11 protein-coding genes and 7 tRNA genes are annotated in these 15,517 nt (G+C 46.9%); 2 read left to right on the top strand and 16 right to left on the bottom strand.

Annotated features, from left to right (window positions below; all coding sequences use genetic code 11):
- Nucleotides 1-284: 284 nt before the first annotated feature.
- Genes menB through BW952_RS17515 form a run of 4 tightly spaced genes read right to left on the bottom strand, consistent with a single transcriptional unit; the run spans nucleotide 285 to nucleotide 4,968 of the window.
- Entirely contained in the window at nucleotides 285-1,103 is an 819-nt protein-coding gene (gene menB / locus BW952_RS17530; RefSeq protein WP_045852502.1) for a 1,4-dihydroxy-2-naphthoyl-CoA synthase, read from the bottom strand.
- Nucleotides 1,093-1,887: a 2-succinyl-6-hydroxy-2,4-cyclohexadiene-1-carboxylate synthase gene (gene menH / locus BW952_RS17525; protein ID WP_045852503.1), complete on the bottom strand. Its 795-nt coding sequence runs from the start codon at nucleotides 1,885-1,887 to the stop codon at nucleotides 1,093-1,095. The genes menB and menH overlap by 11 nt, the downstream gene beginning before the upstream one ends.
- Complete coding sequence (gene menD, locus BW952_RS17520; RefSeq protein ID WP_045852504.1) at nucleotides 1,884-3,587, bottom strand: 2-succinyl-5-enolpyruvyl-6-hydroxy-3-cyclohexene-1-carboxylic-acid synthase; 1,704 nt, start codon at nucleotides 3,585-3,587, stop codon at nucleotides 1,884-1,886. The genes menH and menD overlap by 4 nt, the downstream gene beginning before the upstream one ends.
- Nucleotides 3,580-4,968: an isochorismate synthase gene (locus BW952_RS17515; protein ID WP_076496366.1), complete on the bottom strand. Its 1,389-nt coding sequence runs from the start codon at nucleotides 4,966-4,968 to the stop codon at nucleotides 3,580-3,582. The genes menD and BW952_RS17515 overlap by 8 nt, the downstream gene beginning before the upstream one ends.
- A gap of 291 nt (nucleotides 4,969-5,259) precedes the next feature.
- Here BW952_RS17515 and BW952_RS17510 point away from each other — a divergent pair, with 291 nt between their 5' ends.
- Together BW952_RS17510 and BW952_RS17505 are read left to right on the top strand one after the other, a co-directional pair.
- Nucleotides 5,260-6,171 (top strand): 1,4-dihydroxy-2-naphthoate polyprenyltransferase, encoded by a 912-nt coding sequence (locus BW952_RS17510; protein WP_045852505.1) that lies wholly within the window; start codon nucleotides 5,260-5,262, stop codon nucleotides 6,169-6,171.
- Between the two features lie 76 nt (nucleotides 6,172-6,247).
- Nucleotides 6,248-6,769 (top strand): TraR/DksA C4-type zinc finger protein, encoded by a 522-nt coding sequence (locus tag BW952_RS17505; protein WP_052698559.1) that lies wholly within the window; start codon nucleotides 6,248-6,250, stop codon nucleotides 6,767-6,769.
- A gap of 18 nt (nucleotides 6,770-6,787) precedes the next feature.
- Here the strand turns inward: BW952_RS17505 and BW952_RS17500 are convergent, their stop codons facing one another.
- From BW952_RS17500 to BW952_RS17445, 12 genes are all read right to left on the bottom strand, one after another.
- On the bottom strand, nucleotides 6,788-9,169 hold the full coding sequence (locus tag BW952_RS17500) for a glycogen/starch/alpha-glucan phosphorylase (RefSeq protein ID WP_045852506.1): 2,382 nt from the start codon (nucleotides 9,167-9,169) through the stop codon (nucleotides 6,788-6,790).
- Entirely contained in the window at nucleotides 9,159-10,610 is a 1,452-nt protein-coding gene (glgA, locus tag BW952_RS17495) for a glycogen synthase GlgA (protein ID WP_045852507.1), read from the bottom strand. The genes BW952_RS17500 and glgA overlap by 11 nt, the downstream gene beginning before the upstream one ends.
- The gene (locus BW952_RS17490) at nucleotides 10,607-11,617 is read right to left on the bottom strand and encodes a GlgC family sugar phosphate nucleotidyltransferase (protein ID WP_045852508.1); all 1,011 of its coding nucleotides are present in this window, start codon (nucleotides 11,615-11,617) and stop codon (nucleotides 10,607-10,609) included. The genes glgA and BW952_RS17490 overlap by 4 nt, the downstream gene beginning before the upstream one ends.
- Nucleotides 11,617-12,780 (bottom strand): glucose-1-phosphate adenylyltransferase, encoded by a 1,164-nt coding sequence (locus tag BW952_RS17485; RefSeq protein WP_045852509.1) that lies wholly within the window; start codon nucleotides 12,778-12,780, stop codon nucleotides 11,617-11,619. The genes BW952_RS17490 and BW952_RS17485 overlap by 1 nt, the downstream gene beginning before the upstream one ends.
- 1 nt (nucleotide 12,781) lies before the next feature.
- Entirely contained in the window at nucleotides 12,782-14,656 is a 1,875-nt protein-coding gene (gene glgB / locus BW952_RS17480) for a 1,4-alpha-glucan branching protein GlgB (protein ID WP_045852510.1), read from the bottom strand.
- A gap of 242 nt (nucleotides 14,657-14,898) precedes the next feature.
- A tRNA-Glu gene (locus BW952_RS17475) sits at nucleotides 14,899-14,970 on the bottom strand.
- Between the two features lie 3 nt (nucleotides 14,971-14,973).
- A tRNA-Ser gene (locus tag BW952_RS17470) sits at nucleotides 14,974-15,064 on the bottom strand.
- 3 nt (nucleotides 15,065-15,067) lie between these two features.
- Nucleotides 15,068-15,142 (bottom strand) — tRNA-Asn (locus BW952_RS17465).
- An 11-nt stretch (nucleotides 15,143-15,153) separates the two neighbouring features.
- A tRNA-Ile gene (locus tag BW952_RS17460) sits at nucleotides 15,154-15,227 on the bottom strand.
- 16 nt (nucleotides 15,228-15,243) lie between these two features.
- Nucleotides 15,244-15,317, bottom strand: a tRNA-Gly gene (locus tag BW952_RS17455).
- 23 nt (nucleotides 15,318-15,340) lie between these two features.
- Nucleotides 15,341-15,416: transfer RNA gene (locus tag BW952_RS17450), tRNA-His, on the bottom strand.
- A gap of 10 nt (nucleotides 15,417-15,426) precedes the next feature.
- Nucleotides 15,427-15,502, bottom strand: a tRNA-Phe gene (locus BW952_RS17445).
- Between the last annotated feature and the right edge of the window lie 15 nt (nucleotides 15,503-15,517).

Below are 15,517 nucleotides of genomic sequence, written 5' to 3'. Positions count from 1 at the left end.
GCGCAGGACGAAGACTCAGGAGGGATCAGCGGGCCAGGTGAGATCCACTTTTGGAGCGTAGCGACAAAAGTTAGCTCACCGCCCGCCCCTCCGAACGCGAAGTCCTGCAGAAGACGCCCAAACTATGTTCACGCAAGCACAGTCACTAATCGGTTTATCCTCATGAAGAGCTCGAAAGAAAGCCGAACGATACAATGATCGTTCGGCTTTTTCTTCTATCCAGAACCTTTTGTCCAAGCTCTTTTCGTTTATTCAACATCGTTTGTCCGAAGCTCCCCAGCTGTTTACGGGAAACGAGGGAACTGGCCGAAGTCAGGGTCCCGCTTTTCTTTAAATGAATCCCGGCCCTCTTTTGCTTCATCTGTTGTGTAGTAAAGAAGCGTGGCATCTCCGGCGAACTGCTGCAATCCAGCAAGTCCGTCTGTGTCAGCGTTCATTGCGGCTTTAATAAAGCGAAGAGCAGTCGGGCTCTTTTGGAGCATTTCCTCTGCCCATTGCACCGTTTCTTCTTCTAGCTTTTCAAGCGGAACGACCGTATTGACAAGACCCATGTCAAGCGCTTCCTGAGCATTGTACTGACGGCAAAGGAACCAGATTTCACGCGCTTTTTTATGGCCAACGATACGAGCAAGGTAGCCGGAGCCGTAGCCTGCATCAAATGAACCGACTTTTGGTCCTGTCTGACCGAACACCGCATTGTCCGCCGCGATTGTCAAGTCACATACAACGTGCAAAACGTGCCCGCCGCCAATCGCGTAGCCTGCAACCATTGCAATAACCGGTTTTGGAATCACACGAATCAGCCTCTGTAAATCAAGCACATTCAAGCGGGGAATTTCGTCGTCTCCCACGTAACCGCCGTGGCCGCGTACTTTCTGGTCACCGCCGGAGCAAAACGCTTTTCCGCCTTCACCAGCCAGAATAATCACACCAACGCTTGAATCGTCTCGTGCACGAGCAAATGCATCGATCATTTCCGTGACGGTCTTCGGACGGAATGCGTTATGTACTTCCGGACGGTTGATCGTGACCTTTGCAATACCGTTATACGTTTCATATTTAATATCTTCATATTCGCGCTCTGTTACCCAATTAAATGCCATTTGCATTTCCTCCTTTTTGATTCAACAAAAACGTCTTTACTATTGTACCAAATTTTTCGCGCTGCTCCACATGAATTGCATGGCCTGCTCCTTGAAATTCGATCCATTCACTCATCGGGATGCGCTCCTTCATTTTCCGGGCGATGGAGGTGAATTTTTCATCCTCTGTCCCTGTTAGGATCAACACCCGCATACGAAGCTCATCAAGCCGGTTCCAGTAAGAAGGCTGGGCACCGGTTCCCATAAACCGAAGCGAGGAAGCAAGTCCTTGTTCCCGGTGGCTGAGCCGCTCCCGTCTTATTTTCTGTCGATCGGAGAACGGCAATGCCTGCTGTGTATGAAACATCGGAATCGACTCCCAGTAGTCGACAAAGGACGGAATCCCTTCATTTTCAATCCGCTGTGCCAGCTGTTCATCTGCTTTGACCCTTTCCTTGCGCTCAGCATCAGTCCTTAGTCCGGGTGAAGCGCTCTCAAGGATCAACGATTTTATCTGATCGGGATAAAGAAGAGCAAGGGACAGGGCAAGCCTGCCACCCATTGAATAGCCGATCAGATGAAAGGAATCATAACCGGCTTTCGCCATCATTTTCTTCAAATGCACCGCTTCTGCCTCCAGGCGGTCGGCCGGCCGCTGCGTCCGTCCGTGTCCGGCAAGGTCCGGCAGCACCAGCTGGAACGGCAGAAGCGGTGTCAGCTCCTTCCAGGTTTGCGCGCTTCCTGTGAATCCGTGCAGCAGCAGAACCGGCTCTCCGGCCCCCTGGATCTCATAAAAGAACTTCATGGTAATGCCTTTTTAGCTGCTTCCATTGCCTGCTGCCATAATTGACGGTGAATGGCTGTATTTTGAGCACGATCTGTAAACGCTTCTAAAATCACTACACCGTCTCTTTGCTCCGCCAGCTCTTTTTCAAGCTGGGCAGCGCTTGTGACCGGAACGTAATGACAGCCGTAAAGAGCGGCAGCATGGTTGAACTTCAAGCCAGAAGGCGTGCCGAACAGCCGCTCAAAGTGCTTTTGTTCACCAGATTGGGGCAAATAAGAAAAAATGCCGCCCCCATCATTGTTCATAATCAAAATGGTCATCGACAAGCCATTCATTTTCGCTGCTAGAAGCCCATTCACATCGTGAAAAAACGACAGGTCTCCCATTACAGCATACACCTTTTCGCCGCTGGCTGCGATGCCGAGCGCAGTGGAAACAAGACCATCGATTCCGTTTGCTCCCCGGTTCCCATGTAAACGAACGGTTTGCTCCCCGGCGAATAAAAACGAGTCGAGATCGCGAATCGGCATGCTGTTACCGGTGAAAATAGAAGAGCCCTCCGGCACAGCAGCTAAAAAGCGCCGGAAAAGAGCGGCTTCGTCCATGCCGTTTGCCCTTTTCATTTCTGCGCGGGCTGCTTTATTGACAGACTGCCACAGCCGGTTCCATGACTCGGATTGCGCCTCCAGCCGTTCAGCCATTTCACGGCAAAAAACGGCTTCATCTGTGCTCACCATACACGTCGCAAGGTGAGCTGGATCGCGCCAGCCCCCGTCTGAATCAACGACAATATGAGGGATATCCTGATGGCGCTTCATAAACAGCATCAAAGACTTGGATACTGGAAGCGCACCAAATCGGACAATGGCTTCCGGTTTTAACGCATCCTTCACCTCATCATCCCGAAGAAATGCATCATAGCTGTCAATTGCTTCATGATGTGAACGCAGTTGGGATAAGGGGTCCGCTACGATAGGCCAGCCTGTTTTTTCGGAAAGCGAAACAATCGCGGCAGCAACGCCCGAATGAACGATTTCCCCTGCGATGATCAGACCTTTTTCAACTTGGATCTCATTCGCTACATCCTCCATCATAATCGCATCCGGCACTTTTTTCCCCGAAATGAGCCGGACGGGTGCAGGAATACGGATTCGTTCGTAAATCCCATCATAATCAGGCAAAAGAGGCTCCCGGTATGGAAAGTTTAAATGCACAGGCCCTGAAGGCGCAGCAACGGATTCAAACACGGCACGCGCACCTTGTGTCCGGACATACTGCAAAGCGGTTTCCGTTGCTTCCGGCAGCGCCATTTCAGCAAACCATTTCGCGGTATGCCCATATAAATGCAGCTGATCGATCGTTTGAGGCGCGCCGACATCCCGCAGCTCATGCGGCCTGTCAGATGTGAGAACGATGAGCGGCACCCGCGAGATTTTCGCCTCCGCCACCGCCGGCATATAATTGGCAGCGGCTGTCCCGGATGTACATAAAAGCGCTACCGGCTTTTGCGTCGCTTTGGCCAGGCCCAGTGCAAAAAAGCCAGCCGACCGCTCATCCACTTGAATAAATGTGTTCAAACGAGGATGCTCCTCCATTAACAGCGCCATTGGAGTGGAGCGTGATCCTGGACTGATCACCGCATTTTCCACTCCGGAGCGGACGAGGCTGTCAATGAAATGTGCGTTATAGTGCGTCATATTGTCCTGATGGCTACTCATTGCCGCCTCCTATTGCCCGCAGCATCGGCCGCAGCTTCATATTTGTTTCTTCGAGCTCCGTTTCCGGATTGGAATCCCGTACGACCCCGCAGCCAGCGTATAGAAAAGCTTCGTTTTGAACAACCAGGCCGGAGCGGATCGCTACAGCAAATTCGCCGTTTTTCCGGTAGTCCATCCAGCCGACAGGCGCTGCGTAAAACCCTCGATCCATCCCTTCAAGCTCCCGAATAACACGAAGCGCTTTTTCGCCAGGAAGCCCTCCTAATGCAGGAGTGGGGTGAAGCGTTTGAACAAAGCGCAAAATTGAATCCTCTTCCGCTGCTTCGCCGATCACCGGGGTATACAGATGCTGAATATCCCGAACCTTCATTACAACAGGTTCTTTCGGAACGGTTACGCGATGACACATTTTTTGCATTTCATGCCGGATCATCTGTACAACGTAATCATGCTCAATGCGGTTTTTCCCGTCATTCAGCAAAGCGTCCGCAAGCTCCGTATCCTCTTCCGCCGTTGCGCCTCGAGCAGTAGACCCTGCCAGACAGGTGGTTAGCACCGTTTGCGCCCGCTTTTTCACAAGCCGTTCCGGTGAAGCGCCTAAAAAGCAGCTGTCCATCGCTTCAATTGCAAACACAAAGCTGTCCGGCTGGCCTTCATCCAGGCGCCGGAGCACACGGTCTGAAGGAACCGTTCCATCAAACACGGCGGTGACTTTTCGTGCCAGAACAACTTTTTTCAATTCGTCATCACGTTCGATTTCATCCACTGCACTTTGGACCGATTGTTTCCAGGCACATGTATCCCCGGTCCGGAGCTCCATCAAAACGGATTCTTTTTCAGATGGGTGCTGCATGTGTGACAAGATCGTCTGCTTGCGTTTCTCGATCCGGTCAAATAGGAGCTCGGAATCCTGTTCTTCACAGATCATATTCACGGTAATGTATGTGTCACCGTTATACACCGTCATCATCATTTCCGGCACATAAAAAAAAGACGATGCAAACCGGGACCATTCTTCTCCCTGAGATTGCAGGGGATCAAAGGAAAAGCCGCCAAATGCCACAGGACCCGTTCCATAAATATCGTAAGGATTATGAACCGAAGCCTGGCTCATTAACTGATCCCACTGCGCCTCAATGTCCTCAAAACGGTTGTCCTTCGCACTTTGAATCGTGCTAACACTTCCGAGTCCCGCAAAAATACGCTCGGCATCACGGTCTTTAAAGTAAAACCGCTCTCCCTTATACCATTCCTTTCCGTTTTCGTAAAAACGGATCGGATCGCCTTCTTCAACCTTTTCCACATAGCTGAACAAAGCCGATCCTTTTTGTTCCTTTATAAAATCAACAAAGGCCCCTTTGAGCGGGTGCCCCTTTATCATAGCCAATGAAATCCCTCCATTGTGCCGACCTCAAACGGGTCAAACTTCTTCGTACCTTCTTGTTGAGTCTATACGAAGAGGTTGCGGCAAAAACCGCGCTTTTTTATCATTTCTCTTTATTATATACCACTTATATCACATTTTCATTTATGAGTGGCAATGTTCGACTTTTCCGAAAACAATCGTGGAAGGGATAAATATGAAAAATGATTGACACTTTTGGTTCCGTTTTCTACACTTGTGAAAGGACATTTGTTTAATTGTTCACAATGATGATTGGGAGAGAAGAAAATGAACCAAACCCCTTCAGCAGACAGCGGCTTTCAAATATGGTGGCAGCTTATGCGGCCACACACTTTGACTGCTGCCTTCGTGCCTGTTTTCCTTGGCACTGTCCTTGCTGCCCAGTATACAGATTTAGATGTTCCGTTGTTTTCTGCCATGATGATCGCTTCATTGCTCATCCAGGCTGCTACAAACATGTTTAACGAATACTTTGATTTTAAGCGCGGCCTGGATACGGAAAAATCCATCGGGATCGGCGGTGCCATTGTCCGAAACGGTGTGAAGCCGAAGACCGTCTTAAATATGGCGTTTGCTTTTTTCGGGATCGCTCTTTTGCTTGGATTATATATTTGCGCTGTTTCCTCCTGGTGGATCGGGCTCGTTGGGCTTGTGTGCATGGCTGTCGGCTACCTGTACACTGGCGGACCGCTGCCCATTGCCTATACACCTTTCGGAGAAGCCGCTTCCGGATTTTTTATGGGCGGCGTCATTATTTACATTTCCTTTTTTATTCAAACCGGCTTTTTGTCATGGACGGTCTTCCTTTTTTCCGTCCCGATTATCTTGCTTGTCGGTGGAATTAACCTGGCTAATAACATTCGGGACCGTATCGGCGATAAAGAATCCGGCCGAAAAACGCTGGCTATTTTAATTGGGCACGAGCGTGCTGTTCTGGTGCTCGCTGCTTCATTTGTCATTGCTTATGCATGGGTAGCTGTGCTCCTCTTTACCGATGCCGGCTCACTCTGGCTGTTCCTGTCCTTCTTCAGCATTCTAAAAGCCATTAAAGCGATTAAAGGCTTTAAAGGAAAAACGAGTCCGATTCAAATGATGCCGGCGATGAAAGCAACGGCGCAAACCAATACATTCTACGGTTTTCTTTTATCCATAGGCGTCCTAATCAGCTTTCTTTTTTAACCCGATTTCACCATCGGGTTTTTTTCTGTTCAAAAACGGTTATACCTATAGAATAGATGAAAGGATGAGACAGCTTATGTTAACGAAAGAGCAATTAAGTGAACTAAAAAAAGAACTATTGCTTCAAAAGCAGCAGCTAACCGGCCGGTTGGAAGAGGAGGAAGAAAACCCGAATGAAGGCGAATTGTCTTCTTACGATAATCACCCGGCTGATACGGGAACGGAGCTGTATGAGCGTGAACGCGACATGGCCCTCGATGAACATGGGAAAGAAGAGCTTGAAAAGATTGACGCTGCTCTAGCCGCAATGAAGGACGGTACATACGGCATTTGTAAAGAAAGCGGAGAAGAGATTCCATTCGAACGCCTTCAAGCCGTCCCGACAACGCTGTATGCAGTCGATCACTCTCCGGAGCAGTCGTTAGAAACGGGCCGTGTCCCAGAAGACCGTGTTCCCCATCCTGACGATGGAATTGACAGCTTTAGCGACGCAGCCAATTATGGCACGTCAGAAACCCCGTCAGATTTCAGCGAAGACAAAGATAATTACAATGAGCTGTACAAAGAAGAAGAGGACGACGAAAATCCAGCGACCTAATGGCCGCTGGATTGTTTCTTAAATGTTCCAAATGTCCGTTGCGTATTCCTTAATCGTCCGGTCACTGGAGAAGATGCCAGAGCCGCTTATGTTATGAACCATCATTTTGCGCCAGCTCTCGGGATCTTCTGCATAAATGCGCCCGGCTGTTTCCTGCGCTTTACGGTAGGACTCAAAATCCTTTAACACGAAATATTGGTCATTTTCACCTAAAAGAGAATCGTATATGATCCCAAACAGCCCTTTGTCGTCAAGTGTACCGTCGACCAGCTGATCAAGCGTGCGGCGGATAAGCGGATCATGGTGATAATAATCCATCGAACGGTAGCCGCCCTCTTTGTCATATGCCATTACTTCCTCCGCTTTTAAGCCGAAGATGAAGATGTTATCTGGTCCGGTTTGCTCTAATATTTCGACATTAGCGCCGTCCAGTGTGCCCATTGTAATAGCCCCGTTCATCATGAACTTCATATTGCCTGTTCCTGACGCTTCTTTGCTGGCGGTCGAAATTTGCTCACTGATGTCTGCTGCCGGGATAATATCTTCCGCCAGAGATACGCGGTAATTCTCCATAAAGACAACTGTCAAAATTCCTTTAGTTGCTGGATCATTGTTGACAAGATCGGCGACAGAATGAATCAACTTAATGATTCTTTTTGCGTAAAAATAACCCGGTGACGCCTTTGCACCAAAAATGAACGTTCGTGGTGCAATTTCATAAGATGAATCAGCTTTAATTTTGTTGTAAAGAGCCAATATGTGCAGCACATTCAGCAGCTGCCGTTTATACGCATGGAGCCTCTTAACCTGCACATCAAAAATCGAGGAAGGGTCCACTTTGATGCCATTTTGGTCAAAAATCCGCTTCGCCAAAATTTCTTTTCGCTTTGTTTTTACATCCCAGAGCTTTTCAAGAAACGCGGAATCGTTTGCATATGGAGCAAGCTTGGATAATTCCGCTGCATCCTTATGAAAGCCATCCCCTATCGTGTCTGTTAAAAGAGCGGTTAGCTCCGGGTTCGCCTTTAACAGCCAGCGGCGATGCGTTATGCCATTTGTTTTGTTGTTAAATTTCTTCGGCTGGAACTGGTAAAAATCATTCATTTCACGATTTTTTAATATTTCGGTGTGCAGCCAGGCCACTCCATTTACACTATGGCTTCCTGCAATGGCAAGGTGAGCCATGCGAACTTCTCCATTTGCAACAATGGCCATTTTTTCGATTCGGTCCCAGTCACCCGGATACTCTTCCCACAGGCTTTTGCAAAACCGTTCGTTAATTTCCTCTACAATCATAAAAATACGCGGAAGAAGCGGCTTGAAAATACGAATCGGCCATCTTTCAAGTGCTTCGGAAAGCGTTGTATGGTTCGTGTAAGCAAACGTTCTTTCCGTAATAAACCATGCTTCGTCCCATGAAAGCTGATATTCGTCAAGAAGCAGGCGCATTAGCTCTGGAATCGCCAGTACCGGATGCGTATCATTAATGTGAATCGCCACATGCTCATGCAAATCCTTTAATTGCCCTCCGTTTGACAGGTAGCGGCGCAAAATCGAGCGAATGCTGGCAGATACAAGAAAGTACTGCTGCTTTAAGCGTAAAATCTTTCCATCATCGTTTGAATCATCCGGATATAAAAACTCCGAAATGGCTTCTGTTTCACGTTTGTATTTCAATACATCATGCATAGGCGTCATTGTCGACATTTCAGCACTCCATAAACGAAGGGTATTGATTGTTTCGCCGCCATACCCGACGACCGGCATATCATGCGGAACAGCCCGAACATATTCTGCATCCACGTGACGGAATTTTGTTCCTTCCTCACGTTCAATGACATCAACGCTGCCCCAGAACGGCACATCTACCGATAAGTCAGATTTTCTCACTTCCCATACGTAGCCGTAGCTCAGCCAGTTTTCTGGAAGCTCCATTTGAAAGCCATCGACCATTTTTTGTTCAAATAAGCCATGCTTATAGCGGATGCCGCAGCCGTGGCCGGGTAAATTCAAGGAAGCAAGTGAATCCAGGAAGCAAGCAGCCAGTCGGCCGAGCCCGCCGTTTCCGAGTGCAGCATCCGGCTCAATTTCCTCCAGCTCATCAAGCGGAATGTTCAATTCCTTCATCCACTCGTCAATCGTTTCATAAAGTCCTAGATTAATAAGATTTTGCCCGAGCAGCCGGCCGAGGAGAAATTCAATGGATAAATAATATACTTGTTTATTCCCTTTGCGGTAGCGCTCATTCGTTTCAATCCATTCACTGCTAATATGCTCCCGAACCATGTTACTGAGTGTCACAAATTGCTGAGCGCGTGTGGAATCCTGGAAGCTGATGCTGTAAGACTGCTCCAGCCGTTTTTTAAAGGATTCCTGAAACGCTTTTTTATCAGAAAACATGGCTTTCCCTCCTAGTGGAAACTTCCTCGTATAATCTCAAGTATTCTGTCGCTGATTGTGTCCAGCTGTAATCTTCGCGCATGGCGTTCTGGACAATTTCCAGCCACGTTTCAGGCTCTTCTGTGTAAAAGCGGAGCGCTCTTCGATACGTATTCAGCATATCGTGTGCATTAAAATGACTGAAAGAAAAGCCATTTCCTGTTTTGTCCGCTTCATTGTACGAATGGACGGTATCATTCAAGCCGCCTGTTTCCCGGACGAGCGGAAGCGAGCCGTATTTCATCGCAATCAGCTGGCCGAGGCCGCACGGTTCGAACTGTGAAGGCATTAAAAACAAATCCGAGCCTGCATAAATCTGGTGTGCAAGAGATTCATTAAACCCAATATAGGATCGGACTTTTTCAGGATACACCCATTCCATTTCACGGAAGAAATGTTCAAATTCCGCTTCCCCGCTGCCAAGTAAAACAAACTGCACGTCTTCTTGAACCATTTCGTGAAAAACGTGACGCACGAGATCCAGGCCTTTTTGTTTGGTCAGCCGCGACACCAGCCCGATAACAGGCACATCGTCTCTTACCGGCAAGTGGAAAAATTCCTGCAGCCGTTTTTTGTTTTCCGCTTTTCCAGAGAGATCATCTGCCGTATACGGAATGACCGATTCATTGTTTTCCGGGCTGTAAACCGAGTAATCCAGCCCATTTAAGATGCCCGTTAAATCACCCTGCCGCTCTTGAAGAACACCCTCCAGCTGTTCACCGAAGTAAGGATTTAATATTTCATCCCGGTAAGTCGGGCTGACCGTGGTAATTTCGTCCGAAGCAACGAGGGCTCCTTTCATGAAGTTCGTATTTCCGTTGAATTCAAGCTGGCCTGTTTGGTAATGCTGACTATGTAAATTCAATAAGTCTGTAACTGCCTGTGCCGGGAAAATTCCTTGGAACATCAAATTATGAATAGTGAAAATGGAACGGATTTTTTCGTATCCCGGACGGTGCTGATGCTCAACCTTGAGCATAAATGGCATCATGGCTGTATGCCAATCATGGCAGTGCAGAATATTCGGATAAAAGTCCAGATGGGCAAATGAATCAAGAACAGCTCTCGTAAAATAAGCAAAACGCTCTCCGTCATCATAGTGGCCATACAAGCTGTCTCTTCTAAAATAGTAAAGGTTATCAACAAAATAATAGGTGACACCGTCTTGAACGAGTTCAAATACAGCACAATACTGATTCCGCCATCCGACCGGTACTGTAAAAACAGCTACCTGCTTCATTTCTTTTTCATATTTTTCCGGGATCAGGCCATATTTTGGCATGATCACGCGTACATCCACACCCATTTTTGCCAGTTCCTTCGGCAGGGCGCCTGCAACATCTGCAAGCCCCCCTGATTTCACAAACGGTACGCACTCTGAAACTGCAAATAACACCTTCACGAGCTTGCCACCGCACTTTCGATCGAGCCTTTCTTAACGACCAGCGGCTTTTCAGCTGTGCCTCTCAGCACTGTTCCATCCTCCACTGACACATCTTTATCTAAAATAACATGCTCTAATGTACAGTTGGAGCCGATTTTGGATTTCTGCATAATAATACTGTTTTTCACCGACGACTCCTTGCCAATCGTCACCGCCCGAAAAACGATACTGTGGTTGACTTCTCCTTCGATGATGCAGCCGTTGGCGATCATAGCGTTTGTTACATGAGACCCTTCAAGATAATTGGTCGGCGGCTCATCCTTGACCTTTGTATAAATTGGCTGGAATTCGTTGAACAGCTCACTCCATTTATCCTTTTGAAGAAGCTCCATGCTCGTCTGATAATAGTCGCTCACTGATTTGATGCGCTTTAAGAAACCTTCGAATTCATACTGGCACTTTTTCAAAGACGAGGATTGGTCTTCAAACACACTTTGGACGGATTGGTAGCCGGTTTCATGACGATTTTCAATGAGCGTTAGGAGCAGCTCAAGAGAGAGGAGGTAAATATTTGCCGGCTCTCCGTTATGTGTGACTTCTAAAAGGTCACAGTCTTGTTTAATAAAACGGTCAAGCGTCGGTCCAAAGTCCATATTGGCTACTGTCGTACAATTCGAAACGATGACGTATTTTTGATCGCTCCGGTTAAAGTAATCCAGATGCTCTGCCAAGCGGCTGAACTGCCCTTCTTTCGCTGGAGCTGGAAAGAAAAACAACCCATCGCGCTTTCGGTTTAAGTCCCAATCTTTCCCTGAACCTAAATGATCCATTAAAGAGCGGTACGGAGAGCGTGGAAAAATCGCCACACTTTGAATGCCGGAATTCACCATATTTGATAATACAAAATCAATTAGCCGATAACGGCCTGCAAAAGGAATAGCCGCTGGAGAACGGTGCCCTGCAAGCTCAGCCATTTCTCCAGGAAGCATTGTCGCATCTATAACACCAAGCATTGATTTTTTCATCAGGCTTCCTCCACTCTCGATTGTCTTCTTTCATGCTCGGCTAAATATTCTTCTGTGATAAGTAAAATGTCATCGCTGTGATTATGAATAATCGTGTTCTCAGGCACTTCCAGCTCATTCATGACAATAGCCCGTTCAATGTAAGAGCCTTTTCCGATCCGTGCGTTTGGCATTACAACACACTCTTTCACGACGGCTGCCGCTTCGACTTCTACTCCCTGGAACATAACCGATTGTTCAATTTCTCCATCGATCACACAGCCCTCGTTCACAAGAGAATGCTTTATTTTTGCTTCCGTTCCAATAATTTGAGGCGGCTGATTTGGGTTTACAGAATAAATGCGCCATGAATGCTCGAACAAATTTAAATCCTGATCATTATCGAGCAGATCCATATTGGCCTCCCACAAGCTTTTGACCGTCCCCACGTCTTTCCAGTATCCTTTAAACGGATAAGCGATCAGCTTTAGTTCATCCGCCAGCATGGCTGGAATAACGTCTTTACCGAAATCATTTGATGAATCCGGATTGCTTTCGTCCATTTCCAAATATTTACGAAGAACAGACCATTTAAAAATGTAAATGCCCATTGACGCTAAATTGCTCTCCGGCTTTTCCGGTTTTTCGTCAAACCGCGTGACGTTGTACTCCTCATCTGTATTCATAATGCCAAAGCGGCTTGCTTCATCCCACGGCACTTCAATAACAGAGATTGTCACATCCGCCTGTTTGTCTATATGATAATCAAGCATCGTATCGTAATTCATTTTATAAATATGATCCCCTGAAAGGATCAGTACGTATTCAGGATCATACTGCTTAATATAATTTAAATTCTGGTAGATCGCACTCGCTGTACCAGAATACCACTTTACTTCAGATGATTCACTGTAAGGAGGAAGTACGGTTACACCGCCGTTTTTACGGTCAAGATCCCAGGCGCTTCCAATGCCGATATAAGAATTTAAAACGAGCGGCTGGTACTGCGTCAGCACGCCGACTGTATGAATTCCTGAATTTGCACAATTGGAAAGCGGGAAATCAATAATACGGTATTTTCCACCGAATGGCACTGCTGGTTTTGCAAGGCTCTCCGTCAGTTCTTTTAAACGGCTTCCTTTGCCTCCAGCCAGAAGCATTGCTACACATTTTTGTTTTGCCATGTTAGTTCCTCCCTTTTTCTTTTACATGACGCAAGTACGTTGCGCCAAATGGCGGTATATTCACTTCAACAAAAGCAGGCTGTCCATGAAACGAATCCGAGACCGTTTGAATGGCGCCTGTATTAACACGATTCGAGCCTCCGAACGAAGCACTGTCACTGTTTAAAACCTCTTCGTACAGTCCTTCTTCCGGTACACCTACTTTATATTCACTGTACCCGTAATCACCGAAATTACACACAATGACAAGTGAATTTCCGTCTTTATCCTTTCGCATAAACGATAATACACTTTGTTCCTGATTATGCACGTCAATCCATTCAAAGCCTTCCGGGCTGTGATCCAGCTCATACAGTGCGGGCTCTTTTTTATAAAAATGCATCAGTGTTGTGAAATACGCATTAAAACTCCTGTGCATATCATAATCCATTAAATGCCAATCTATTTCCTCAAGATCTTTCCATTCGGAAAACGGGGCAAGCTCTGTTCCCATAAACAGAAGCTTTTTGCCAGGATGGCCCATCATAAACATGAGCAGTAAGCGCAGCTGTGCGAATTTTTGCCAGTAATCTCCTGGCATTTTATCCAGCAGGGATCGCTTGCCATGTACAACCTCATCATGAGAAAAAGGCAGAATGTAATTTTCAGCATACGTGTACATAAGGGAGAATGTCATTAAATGATGCTGACCGGGCCGTTCAGTCCAGTGGGTTTCCATGTATTTGAGCACATCATTCATCCAGCCCATATTCCATTTGTAATTAAACCCGATGCCCCCTTGATGTACCGGTGCAGTAACCTGCGGCCAGTCGCTGGAATCCTCCGCGATCATAAGAGCTTCCGGCTTAAACGCAAAAACGGCTTTATTCAGTTTTTGAAGAAAAGCTGCACCATGAAGGTTTGCTTCTAATCCATCCCGGTTCGGCCAGTAAAAAATATTCGATACCGCATCGACCCGAAAACCGTCTATATGATAATGATCCATCCAAAAAAGAGCATTGGATATTAAAAAGCTATGTACTTCCGTTTTGCTTAAATCAAAATTGGCCGTGCCCCATACGTAATTTTCACGATCCCAGCTGTTTTCGTATTCGTAGCTGAAATTGCCGTCAAAATTGTGGAGACCGTGAGCATCCTTGCAGAAATGGCCTGGCACCCAGTCCATGATGACACCTAAACCTGCACGATGGCATTCATCTACAAAATACATAAAATCCTTTGGTTCTCCATATCGTCTCGTCGCAGCAAAATAGCCTGTGCTTTGATATCCCCACGACCGGTCAAATGGGTGCTCCGTTACCGGCATGACTTCAATATGAGTAAATCCCTGCTCCTTTACATGCGGGATCAGCATATCAGCCAGTTCGCGGTAAGAATACAAGTCGTTTTCATCCGGACCTTTTCGTTTCCATGTGCCCAGGTGCATTTCATAAATAGCGAGCGGCTCTTCATAAATGTGAGAAGGCTGCTGACTGTTAAACCAGTTCTCATCCCGCCATTCGTAATCATTCAATGAGTTGATTACACCGGCTGTATGAGGACGGAGTTCAGTCATAAAAGCAAATGGATCTGTTTTATGAATGACTCTGCCGCTTTCAGCAATAATTTCGTATTTGTAAAGAGAGCCTTCTAAATCGTGCTCAACTTCCAAAAACCATACCCCTTCTTTGGAAACACGCTTCATCTCAAAGGCAGATCCATCCCAGTCATTAAAACTGCCGATTACACGTACCTTTCTTGCATTCGGTGCCCATAGCCCAAATGACGTTTTGCCATTTTGGATATGTGCGCCAAAGAGCTTGTACGCTTTGAAAAGATTTCCTTCATGAAATAAGTGGAGATCGAATTCGCTTGGATAACTCGTTTCTGATGACATGGCCCACACCCTTTATTTATGTATTCTTGGTGAAGTGGAAATGAGGAAAATGCGGATAAATCCGTATTTAATCAATATTGTTACTATTCTTTAAAATTGCTGATTTTCCTTCTTTCTTTTTAACATTTATTAATTATTATCTTCCCTTATTTAATAAAAAATAACAATGTATTATTTGTAAATTCTCCAACAAAAAAACACCAGGAAGTTAAATTTAACTTCCTGGTGTTTCCTTTTGAAAATGACCCCTACGGGATTCGAACCCGTGTTACCGCCGTGAAAGGGCGGTGTCTTAACCGCTTGACCAAGGGGCCGAATGGCGGAGAAGGAGGGATTTGAACCCTCGCGCCGGTTACCCGACCTACACCCTTAGCAGGGGCGCCTCTTCAGCCTCTTGAGTACTTCCCCATATGGCTCCGCAGGCAAGACTCGAACTTGCGACCGATCGGTTAACAGCCGATTGCTCTACCACTGAGCTACTGCGGAATAGTTGAAAATGGGCCTGAATGGACTCGAACCATCGACCTCACGCTTATCAGGCGTGCGCTCTAACCAGCTGAGCTACAGGCCCAAAGCTGTATGGATAATGGAGCGGGTGATGGGAATCGAACCCACGACATCAGCTTGGAAGGCTGAGGTTTTACCATTAAACTACACCCGCATTAATTTATGTATTTAATCAGATGGGGCGACTAATGGGAATCGAACCCACGAGTGTCGGAGCCACAATCCGATGCGTTAACCACTTCGCCATAGCCGCCATCAAAAAATGGTGGCTCAGGACGGAATCGAACCGCCGACACAAGGATTTTCAGTCCTTTGCTCTACCAACTGAGCTACTGAGCCATATAAAAATGGCGG

The sequence above is a fragment of the Domibacillus enclensis genome (assembly GCF_900156125.1).
GTDB classification, from domain to species: Bacteria; Bacillota; Bacilli; order Bacillales; family Domibacillaceae; genus Domibacillus; species Domibacillus enclensis.
Note: the sequence above shows the minus strand (reverse complement) of the source record. Positions and strands in the feature narration are given on the sequence as shown.